We start from the raw sequence: 10,471 nt of genomic DNA on the forward strand, positions 1-10,471 counted from the left end.
ACGTGGGCAACAGAGACTCGCCGGCGACCGGGGTCAAGGTCGGATTGTCGACCGCGTCGGTATATCCGGAGAACACCGAGGCGGCCTTTCGCTATGCGGCCGAAATCGGTTACGACGGTGTGGAATTGATGGTCTGGGCCGAGCCGGCCAGTCAGAGCATCGCCACCGTGCAGCAGTATTCGCGACGTTATTCGATGCCGGTGCTGGCCGTGCACGCGCCGTGTCTGCTGATCTCCCAACGGGTCTGGGGCGCGGAGCCGGCCGCGAAACTCGACCGCAGTGTGCGCACCGCCGAGGCGCTGGGCGCGGCGACCGTGGTGGTGCATCCGCCGTTCCGCTGGCAGCGCCGGTACGCCGAGGGATTCGCCGCACAGGTCGCCGAGTTGGAGCAGAACAGTCCGGTGGCGGTGGCGGTGGAGAATATGTTCCCGATGCGCGCGGACAGTCTGTTCGGGCGGCGCGAGGGGTCGGTGCGGCGGCTCGAGCGCCGGGGCGGGCCGGGACTGTCGGTGACGGCGTTCAGCCCGTCCTATGACCCGACCGATACCGGTTTCCAGCACTACACCCTCGACCTGTCGCACACCGCGACCGCAGGTATGGATGCGATGCAGCTCGCCGCACGCATGGGCGAGGGGCTGACTCATCTGCATCTGGCCGACGGACGCGGTGCCGCGCACGATGAGCACCTGATTCCGGGTGAGGGGACGCAGCCGTGTGCGCTGGTCTGTCAAACCTTGGCGCGCAACGGCTTTCGTGGGCAGGTCGTCATCGAGGCGAATACCCAGAACGCCCGCACGACCGCGGCCCGCGCGGCCATGCTGCAGCGGGCGCTGGATTTCGCGCACACCCATCTCAACCGCCACGAACCGGCGTCCTCCCCGGAACCCAGCGGCGTCGGGGGAAGTTAGCGCGCGCCGATGCCGCGATGGTGAGTTGGTCACATCCGGTTCGGGAATCGCGGCGCCTGCGGTAACACTTGTACGGTGTACGAGCCATGCGGCGGGAAGGAGCGGCGGTGACGGAACTGGCCATCGATGCCGAACGATCGGACAGTGGAGCTGTGCCGGATCTCGATGACGCACCCTTCAGCCGGGTGTGCGCACTGACCGAACTGCCCGGCCGGGACCCGGAGATCGGTCGCTACCACGGCACGATCGAGCCGATCTGGACCATTGGCAGTAAATTGCACGGCGGCACTATGGTCGCCGCGAGCGCCGCGGCCGCCACCCGCCGGCTGCGCGCCACCGCGCCCGATCTGTCCGAGATGTTCCCGATCGCGGCCAGCACCGACTTCCTCGGCGCGCCCGAGGCGGGCGAGGTCGAGTACGAGGTCCGCATCCGCAAGACCGGCCGGCAGATCTGCCTGGTCGACACCGGCCTGGTGCAGGGCGGGCGGACGCTGGTGCACACCGCGTTCACCTTCGGTCACCTCGACGACGACGCCCCGGCCTACACCGCCGACCGCCATACCGACATGCCCGCCGAACCGCCCGCCGCCGCGCAGATCTACACGCCGGATTCGCCGATGGGCCGCCTGGTGCACGTCTCCGAGGGCGCCTCGGTGGCCCTGGACCCCGAATGGGCCCGCTTCCTCGAAAAGGAACAGGGCGAGCCGCGGCTGCGGCTGTGGATCCGCGCCCGCGAGGGCGACCAGCAGGACCCGGACGTCGCGGCCTATTTCGCGATGATGGCCGGTGATATGAGCCCGCCGCTGCCGATGAATCTGGGCCGCTTCGGCTGGGCCCCGACCGTGCAGATGACCACCTATCTGCGCCGTCGCCCGGCCCCGGGCTGGCTGCGCGTCATCGCCACCGCTCACGAGATCGGCGAGCGGATGTTCGACGAGGATCAGCTGGTCCTGGATGCCACCGGTGCGGTCGTGGCGCAATCGCGCCAGCTCGCGCTCATCCCGCGCTGATCGACGGCGTGCCCGGAACCGGGTCGCGGGGCACCGATAGCCTTGACGCCATGACGAGAATTGCGGTGATCGGTGGCGGACGGATCGGCGAGGCGTTGCTCGCCGGTCTGATCGAATCCGGCTGGGCGAGTAAGGATCTGGTCGTCGTCGAGTCGATGGCGTCGCGTGCGGAATTCCTGAGCGAGCGCCTCGGCATCCGGGTCACAGACGCCGTCGCCGACGCCGCGAGCGGTGCGGATCTGCTGGTCGTCGCCGTGAAGCCCGGCGATGTGGACGGCGTGCTCGCCGAGGTGAGCAAGGTCTACCTGGATGACGCGCGCGAACGCGTGCTGGTCTCGCTGGCCGCCGGGGTGACCACCGCACGTCTGGAGGCCAAACTGCCCGCCGGATTCCCGGTGGTCCGGGTGATGCCCAACACGCCGATGCTGGTCGGCCAGGGTATGAGCGCGATCGCGGCCGGCCGGCACGCCGACGCGGCGCAGCTCGAGCAGGTGTCCGAGCTGTTGTCCGCGGTCGGGAAGGTGGTCACCGTGCACGAATCCCAGATGGACGCGGTGACCGCGGTATCGGGTTCGGGTCCGGCCTATTTCTTCCTGGTGGTCGAGGCCATGGTCGAGGCGGGCGTCGGGATGGGCCTGAGCCGCGAGGTGGCCACTCGGCTCGTGGTGCAGACGATGCTCGGTTCGGCGGCGCTGCTGGACGAGTCCGGCCAGGACGCGGCCGAACTGCGCGCCGCGGTCACCTCGCCCGCGGGCACCACGGCCGCGGCGGTGCGCGAGCTCGAACGCGCCGGAGTGCGCTCGGCGTTCATCGAGGGCCTGAACGCGGCGCGTGACCGCTCGGCGGCACACGACGGGTGACCCCTGATTCGCGCAGGTAATTGAACGCCACGCGTCCGTAGCCTGACCGGCCGGTTATCTGCCCGGCAAATCCGATTTCTCACACCCGTCGCAGCAATCCCACTGGTCCCGCTAAGCTTCAAGGAGCACGTGCGTGTCTGTTCCGCCGGTGGGGAAGCCGGCGGCGCGGACGTGCCGAAGGTCGGTGACGCAATGATGTCTGGAAACAGCTCTGCGAGTACGGGACCCGTGGTCAATGGAGGGACGCAGTTCCTCACCGTCGCCGAGGTGGCGAATCTGATGCGGGTATCGAAGATGACGGTGTATCGGTTGGTGCACTCGGGCGAGTTGCCCGCGGTGCGGGTCGGCAGATCGTTCCGAGTGCACGCCAAGGCCGTGCACGATTATCTGCAGACCTCGTATTTCGACGCGGGTTGATCCCGTAACGGGAGCGATGCCCCGGGTGACCGGGGCAGTGGTCGTTTCGGTTCGTGGCCCGTCTCGCCGCTCGGACGCGCGGCGGGTGCGAGGCCCGTTTCGTTTGCCGGTCAGCGGCCCGGTACGATGAATCACCGTCGTGTTCGCCTGCCGGTGCCCGAGAGCCGAGGCAGCGGTGAGCGCGAATATTGGGAGCGCGGAAACCGGGAGCCATGCGGGCCGGGCGACCCGGGGAACAGAGCGTACGTGAACCGGCGTGCGCGCCGAGTAGAGAGAGAACGCGAGGAACAACCCTATGGGTTCTGTGATCAAGAAGCGCCGTAAGCGGATGTCGAAGAAGAAGCATCGCAAGCTGCTTCGCCGCACCCGGGTGCAGCGCCGCAAACTCGGCAAGTAGGCTGTAGCCATCGACAGGCCCGTCATCGACAGATGGCGGGTTCTTTCGTTTCAGGTGGCGAAAATCATCGTTAGATCCTGGTAAATACCCTCTCCAGGTGCCTGCGGAACCCGTTACCCTGGAGCGCGGGGACAGGCCGCAAAGGGGTTCAGTTGGGATTTTCGGCGTGAGCCAGAACGAGCGCGACGGGCACCGACCGAGAGTTGTGCTGGTCACCGGTGCCAGTCGATTCTTCGGCGGCAACGTGGTTGCCGCCCTAGCCGCCGACCCCTCTGTCGAGCGGATCATCGCGGTCGACGCCCGGCAACCCGGCAGGGAGTTGCTGCGTCGCATGGGCCGCGCCGAATTCGTCCGGGCCGATATTCGTAATCCGTTGATACGCAAGATCGTCGACGGTAACGAGGTGGATACGGTCGTACATCCCGCGGTGCTGTCCCGGCCGCCGTCCAGTGGCGGGCGCGCGGCGATGAAGGATTTCAACGTACTCGGCGCGATGCAACTGCTCGCGGTCTGCCAGAAATCCCCGAGCGTGCGCCGGGTGGTCGTGCGCTCCTCCTCGGCTGTCTACGGATGCAGCGCGAAGGATCCGGCGAAATTCACCGAGGAAATGAGTGCGCGAACCCCACCGAGTGGTTATTTCGCGCGCGACATGATCGAGATGGAAGGTTATGTGCGAGGGCTCGCGCGACGTCGCCCGGATATCGCCACGGCAATTCTGCGTTTTCCGCCGATCGTCGGAGCTCGGCTGGCCGACCGTGGCGTGCAGTATTTCCGGTCCCCGGTGACGCCGACGGTTCTCGGCCGCGATCCGCGGATGCAGGTGTTGCACGAACAGGATTCGATCGCCGCGCTGGCGCATGCGGCTCTGGCCGCGCCGGGCGGGACGTTCAACGTCGCCGGAGACGGTTCGTTGACGTTGTCCCAGGCGATCCGCCGAGCCGGGCGGATCGCGATGCCCATTCCGTTCGCACTGTTCCGCACCGTGGGCCGCAGTTTCATGGGGCCGGTGATGCAGGAGTTCACGTCCGAGCAGATCGACTACTTCCATTTCGGGTGCGGTCTGGATACCACCCGAATGCGCGCCGAACTCGGGTTCGAGCCGCGCTGGACCACGATGCAGGCCTTCGACGATTTCGTCGGGGGCGCAGCGTTGCGGCCCGTCCTGGATCCGCGTTGGATCGACGCCGCTGAAACGAGACTTCTCGGCCTTGTCGGGGCCGGAGAGGGAGCACACCGATGAACGACGTGGCCAAGGTCATTCAACTGCACGACATCGACTTCGAAGCCCGGCAACGCGCGGTGTCGCGGCGCTGGCCGGGGGAGAGTGCGGGCAATCCGGTGACTTCGCTCACCGAACGCCTGGCCGAGACCACTCCGCCGCCGCCGCGCTCCCTGGCTGATCTGGTGCGCGACACCGTCGCCGAGGGCATTCGCGGCACAGCCGATTTCGCCCGCCGCCGGCTCACCGGCGACTACCAGGTCGACGAGTTCGGCCTCGACGAGCACCTGCTGGAATCGGTGCTGTTGCCCGCGTTGCGGCCGTTGGCCGAACAGTGGTTCCGCGTGGAAGTCAACGGAATCGAGCATCTGCCCGAATCCGGTGGCGCGCTGATCGTCGCCAATCACGCGGGCGTGCTGCCGCTGGACGGACTGATGTTGCAACTGGCCGTGCACGACCGCCAGCCCGCGCAGCGCGTGGTGCGCCTGCTGGCCGCCGATCTGGTCTTCGAGACGCCGGTCCTGGGCGGGTTGGCGCGCAAGGCCGGACACACCCTGGCCTGCCCGGCCGATGCCGAGCGGTTGTTGCGCGGCGGCGAGTTGGCCGGGGTATTTCCCGAGGGCTTCAAGGGAATCGGGAAATCCTACGGGGATCGGTACAAGTTGCAGCGGTTCGGGCGCGGAGGGTTCGTCTCCGCCGCGGTGCGCACCGGGGTGCCGATCATCCCGTGCTCGATCGTGGGTTCGGAGGAGATCTATCCGAAACTCGCCGACCTCAAGCCGCTGGCGCGATTGCTCGGCCTGCCGTATTTCCCTGTGACGCCGCTGTTTCCGCATCTGGGTCTGCTGGGAATGATGCCGCTGCCCGCCAAGTGGTACATCGAATTCGGCGAGCCCATCGGGACCGGGGGATACGATCCCGAGGCCGCCGATGACGCGATGACGATGTTCGATATCACGGACCAGGTCCGGGAGACCATCCAGCAGACGCTGTACAAGCGTTTGGCCAAGCGCCGCAACGCTTTCAGCGGCTAGGGGCCATCCCGAAGGGGGCGGCGATTCCTCCGAAGCGGCCGGACCCGACCGCCCCTCGGACACGACACCCACATCCGACGTGCCCAGCGGCGGAGCGTCTCTGTTCCCCACTCGAAACCAGCCAGTTCGTATCGCGCCCAGCGGCGGAGCGTTTCTGTTCTGTATTCGAGACCAGCCGCCTCGTATCGTGCCCAGCGGCTAAGCGTCTCCGTCCCGCTGGAAGTCGCCCGCGAAGCGAAAGGCTCAGCAACACCAACACCAAAGGTTTTCGGCGCGGGCTCGTCGTTCAGCCCTCGAAGCGCATGGCCGAAGGCCGAGTCTCGAGGGCTGAACGACGAGCCTTACAGCGCCGAAAACCCCGCCGAGCGAAGCGGAGGCCAAAAACCCAGCCTAGGACGCAGCTCGTTTGCGGGTGAGGACTGCTGCTGCGGCGCCGCCGGCCGCGCCGAGGGCCAGCGCGGTGGGCACGCCGATCTTGGCCGCCTTGCGGCCGGTGCGGAAATCGCGGATCTCCCAGCCTCGGTTCTTGGCCACCTCGCGCAGGTCCGAGTCGGGGTTGATGGCGACGGCGGTACCGGTGAGCGAGAGCATCGGGATGTCGTTGTGGCTGTCGGAATACGCGGTGCAGCGCTTGAGATTCAGGCCCTCGCGGATGGCGAGGGTTCGCACCGCGTGCGCCTTGCCGAGACCGTGCAGGATATCGCCGACGAGGCGGCCGGTGAACACCCCGTCCTCGCTCTCCGCGACCGTGCCCAGGGCTCCGGTGAGGCCCAGTCGCTTGGCGATGACCTGGGCCAGTTCGACCGGAGTGGCGGTGACCAGCCAGACCTGCTGACCGGCGTCCAGGTGCATCTGCGCCAGCGTGCGGGTTCCTGGCCAGATCTTGTCCGCGATGATCTCGTCGTAGATCTCCTCGCCCAGTTCGGCCAGTTCGGCGGTGGAGCGGCCCGCGATGAAGGCCAGGGCCTTCTCCTTACCGCTGGCCATATCGCCCTGGCTCTCCCTGCCGGTGACCCGGAATTTGACCTGCTTCCAGGCCATATCGGCCAGATCCGAGGTCTTGAAATATTTGCGCGCGGCCAGACCGCGGGCGAAATGCACGATCGACGCGCCCTGCACCATCGTGTTGTCCACGTCGAAGAATGCCGCCGCGGTCAGGTCGCGGGGCGGGCGAGCGTGTTCGGGAGGCTGCGAATCATATTCCGCCGCAACCGATTCCGCCAGTTCCGCATCATGCAGGGCGAGCGCCGCGTCGGCACTGGCCTCACCGGCGACATTGGCGCGCAGTTCCTCCTCGCTCGGCCCGAACGGGCTGCGAGTGATGCGAGTGAGCTGATCGGACAGACCTTGCCCCCACCGTGCCGGGAATTCACCGAATCTGCCCGCGATGAAACCTGTCCTCGCATCTTTGGATCGTTCCGGCACCACTAACCTCCGCCCGTCGCGCGAACACCCCAACATTAACCGAGTGGGGTGACCTGTTGCCGTACGAACGACGAGGCGCTGCCCACACCGGAGCTCAGCGGTTCAGATCGGCCCGCAACCGCAATTCGTCGACGTCGAAATAGCTGTGTTCCTTGCCGTCGAGCAGTACCACCGGCAACCGGTCGCCGTATTCGGCCCGCAGCCCCGCATCGGTCGCCGCGGCCTGGTCCACGTCGACCGTCCCGGGCTCGATCCCGAAATCCGCGCAAATCGAACGCAGTTGCTCCCATGCGACGGTGCACAACCCGCAACCCGCCCGGGTCAGCAACGTCACCGCATGTCGATCACTCATACGCCCATTAAAGCTGTCAGGATGCCTGTGTGTTCCCCCACATCTGTACGTCGACGCCGAGAATGGATTGATCACCCGAAAATCCGGGATCACCAGCCACGTTCACCTCGACCAACGCCCACCTCCGAAGGCCGCGGCCCGGGGTGCTCACACAGGAATGCGGGACCAACGCAGGTCACCCGGTTCCGTTCACTCTCGATGACATCAACACCGAGGTCGGGGCCCGGGTCGATTCCGGACGGACGGAGCGGGGAGTGAAGCGGCGAGGCGCATGAGGGAAGAATGGCTCCTCGGGGAGTCCCGACCTCTCCGAAGCGGAGCGTAGGCCGAAAATGCAGTGACTGAATTCACCGACTTTGTGCAGGGCTTCACAAGCGGTTACGGTGGTGGCACGTAAGCCGCGCGCTTCCGGCAGCGGAAGCAGCCGACAACCCCCGATGGACGCCAGACGGCGCTGGCCGCAGGCGTCGGCGGCGGAGAAACACCGGATACCTGACCCCCGGCCGGACGAGGAGCCGAACGACGTGACAGAGCAGCATGAGACGCCCGAAGGCGTCTCCGGCAGGGCTCTGCGGTCGAACGCACCGTACAAGGACATTCCGCAGGCTACGGTCACGCGGTTGGCGACCTATCTCCGGGTCCTCGCCGTCCTGGCCGACGAGGGCGTGCTCATCGTATCGAGTGAGGAACTGGCTGTCGCGGCGGGTGTCGGTTCGGCGAAGCTGCGCAAGGATCTTTCCTTCCTCGGTCCCAACGGCGTGCGCGGCGTCGGCTACGACGTGGCCAAGTTGCATGCCCGCATCGAGGATGTGCTCGGACTGTCCGAAGGACATCGGGTGATCCTGGTCGGAGCCGGAAATCTGGGTCGCGCGCTGGCCGGATACGGCGGCTTCCGGCGCCGCGGATTCGCCATGGTCGGCATCTTCGACCGGGATCCGCAGGTCATCGGCGCGATGATCAGCGGCCTGCCGGTGCGCGACGTCGCCGAACTGCACGACGCCGTCGCCGAACTCGAGCCGACCATCGCGGTCATCACCGTCCCGGACCCGGCCGCGCAGGCTGTCTGCGATCGGCTGGTGGCCGCCGGGATGCAGTGCGTTCTGAGTTTCTCCCCGATCGCGCTGGACGCGCCGCCGTCGGTGGAGGTGCGCCGGGTCGATCTGGCCGTGGAGATGCAGATGCTGTCGTTCGAGCGCGCGCGCAGCGCCGAGGCGGCGGCCGAGGACGACCGAGGGATCGCGCATCGTCCGGCGTCCGCAGCGTTACACACATCAGCGTCCGCGATCCGCTCAGCGGGGGTCGTGGTTTCGGCAATGGAGCCAACCAGCCGCGGCGGGTCCGGGGGAGGCAGTCTGCGTAACCACGCGGGGGCCTCGGACACACCGCATATGAGTAACGGATCGGTGGTCGCGCAATGAGCATCCTTCTAGTCGGAATTTCGCATCGCAGCGCTCCGGTCGCGGTGCTGGAGAAGGTTGCCGTCACCGAAGACGATCGGCCCAAGCTGATCGACCGCATACTGAAGTCCCAGCACGTCTCGGAGGCGATGATCGTCTCCACCTGCAACCGCGTCGAGGTCTACGCGGTGGTCGACGCCTTCCACGGCGGTCTGGCCGAGATCGGCGATCTGCTGGCCACGCACGCGGATCTGCCGCTGCCGGAACTGACCAGACACGCCTACGTGCGCTACAGCGAGGCCGCGGCGGAACATCTGTTCGCGGTGGCCAGCGGCCTGGATTCGATGGTGGTCGGCGAGCAGCAGGTGCTCAGCCAGATTCGCGCCGCCTATGCGGCCTCGGACGCGCAGCAGGCCGCCGGGCGCACCCTGCACGAGTTGGCGCAGAACGCGCTGCGCGTGGGTAAGCGGGTGCATTCGGAGACCGGGATCGACCGCGCGGGCGCGTCTGTGGTGTCGGTGGCGTTGGACCGGGCGCGGGCCGAACTCGGTGATCTGGCCGGACGAACGGGCGTCGTGGTCGGTGCGGGCGCGATGGGCGGACTGTCGGTGGCGCATCTGGCGCGCGCCGGGATCGGCCGCATCATCGTGGTGAACCGGACCCTCGAACGCGCGCAGCGGCTGGCGCACACCGCCGAGAGCATGCACGGCGTCGAGGCGACCGCGCAGGATCTGACCGATCTGGTCGGCGCACTGGCCGCCGCCGATATCGTCATCACCAGTACGGGCGCGGTCGGTGCGGTGGTGACGCTGGCCGACGCGCATCGGGCGCTGAATTCGGCCTCGGCCGGACGTCGGATGGTCGTCTGCGATCTGGGATTGCCGCGGGACGTGGACCCCGCCGTCGCCGGGCTGCCCGACGTCACGGTGATCGATATGGAGACGTTGCAGCGTGATCCGGCGGCCGGCGCGGCCGCCGACGACACCTCCGCCGCGCGTGCCATCGTCGCCGAGGAACTCTCCAAATACCTTGCGAGCCAACGCGTTGCGGAGGTCACCCCGACGGTGGCCGCGCTGCGGCAGCGCGCGGCCGACGTGGTCGAGGCCGAGCTGATGCGACTCGAGTCGCGGCTGCCGGGTCTGGCCGATCCCGAGCGGGCCGAGGTCGCGCGCACGGTGCGCCGCGTGGTCGACAAGCTGCTGCACGCGCCGACGGTGCGGGTCAAGCAGCTGGCATCCGCACCCGGCGGCGGCACCTACGCCGAGGCTCTGCGCGAACTGTTCGAACTCAAACCCGGTGCGGCACAAGCTGTTGCGGTGCCGATGGAAATCGCCACCCTCGGCGACGACCGCACTACAGGTAATGAAGGGGCGTCGGCATGAACGGTCGGGCGCGGAGGCGGCAGCGGAGTGTAACCGCGGAGCGCCTCGTTCATGCCGGAAATGGATACGG

At 67.6% G+C, this 10,471-nt stretch carries 11 protein-coding genes; 9 read left to right on the plus strand and 2 right to left on the minus strand.

The window, feature by feature from the left end; translation table 11 throughout:
* Positions 1-2 precede the first annotated feature (2 nt).
* The 7 genes from NV1_RS25620 (at position 3) to NV1_RS25645 (ending at position 5,845) form a co-directional block, all read left to right on the plus strand.
* Complete coding sequence (locus NV1_RS25620) at positions 3-908, plus strand: sugar phosphate isomerase/epimerase family protein (protein ID WP_067896391.1); 906 nt, start codon at positions 3-5, stop codon at positions 906-908.
* Between the two features lie 194 nt (positions 909-1,102).
* Entirely contained in the window at positions 1,103-1,918 is an 816-nt protein-coding gene (locus tag NV1_RS25625) for a thioesterase family protein (RefSeq protein WP_373864654.1), read from the plus strand.
* Positions 1,919-1,968: 50 nt separating this feature from the next.
* Entirely contained in the window at positions 1,969-2,778 is an 810-nt protein-coding gene (proC, locus tag NV1_RS25630) for a pyrroline-5-carboxylate reductase (protein ID WP_067896394.1), read from the plus strand.
* A 192-nt stretch (positions 2,779-2,970) separates the two neighbouring features.
* Entirely contained in the window at positions 2,971-3,195 is a 225-nt protein-coding gene (locus NV1_RS25635) for a helix-turn-helix domain-containing protein (RefSeq protein WP_067896462.1), read from the plus strand.
* Positions 3,196-3,490: 295 nt separating this feature from the next.
* Positions 3,491-3,592, plus strand: a complete 102-nt coding sequence (locus NV1_RS42415; RefSeq protein ID WP_003402602.1) for a 30S ribosomal protein bS22 — start codon at positions 3,491-3,493, stop codon at positions 3,590-3,592.
* Between the two features lie 166 nt (positions 3,593-3,758).
* Positions 3,759-4,832, plus strand: coding sequence for an NAD-dependent epimerase/dehydratase family protein (locus tag NV1_RS25640; RefSeq protein ID WP_067896397.1), 1,074 nt, complete (start codon positions 3,759-3,761; stop codon positions 4,830-4,832).
* Positions 4,829-5,845 (plus strand): lysophospholipid acyltransferase family protein, encoded by a 1,017-nt coding sequence (locus NV1_RS25645; protein ID WP_067896400.1) that lies wholly within the window; start codon positions 4,829-4,831, stop codon positions 5,843-5,845. Before NV1_RS25640 ends, NV1_RS25645 begins: the two co-directional genes overlap by 4 nt.
* Before the next feature lie 390 nt (positions 5,846-6,235).
* Here NV1_RS25645 and NV1_RS25650 read toward each other — a convergent pair whose 3' ends face one another.
* Positions 6,236-7,270, minus strand: coding sequence for an HAD family hydrolase (locus NV1_RS25650; RefSeq protein WP_373864653.1), 1,035 nt, complete (start codon positions 7,268-7,270; stop codon positions 6,236-6,238).
* A gap of 94 nt (positions 7,271-7,364) precedes the next feature.
* A complete protein-coding gene (locus NV1_RS25655) occupies positions 7,365-7,622 on the minus strand; it encodes a glutaredoxin family protein (RefSeq protein WP_067896402.1) in 258 nt (85 codons plus the stop codon).
* A 524-nt stretch (positions 7,623-8,146) separates the two neighbouring features.
* Here NV1_RS25655 and NV1_RS25660 point away from each other — a divergent pair.
* Both NV1_RS25660 and NV1_RS25665 read left to right on the plus strand, forming a co-directional pair.
* The gene (locus NV1_RS25660) at positions 8,147-9,040 is read left to right on the plus strand and encodes a redox-sensing transcriptional repressor Rex (protein ID WP_157117362.1); all 894 of its coding nucleotides are present in this window, start codon (positions 8,147-8,149) and stop codon (positions 9,038-9,040) included.
* Entirely contained in the window at positions 9,037-10,401 is a 1,365-nt protein-coding gene (locus tag NV1_RS25665) for a glutamyl-tRNA reductase (protein ID WP_067896405.1), read from the plus strand. The genes NV1_RS25660 and NV1_RS25665 overlap by 4 nt, the downstream gene beginning before the upstream one ends.
* The last annotated feature ends 70 nt before the right edge of the window (positions 10,402-10,471 follow it).

The sequence above is a fragment of the Nocardia vaccinii NBRC 15922 genome, assembly GCF_001613305.1.
GTDB classification, from domain to species: Bacteria; Actinomycetota; Actinomycetes; order Mycobacteriales; family Mycobacteriaceae; genus Nocardia; species Nocardia vaccinii.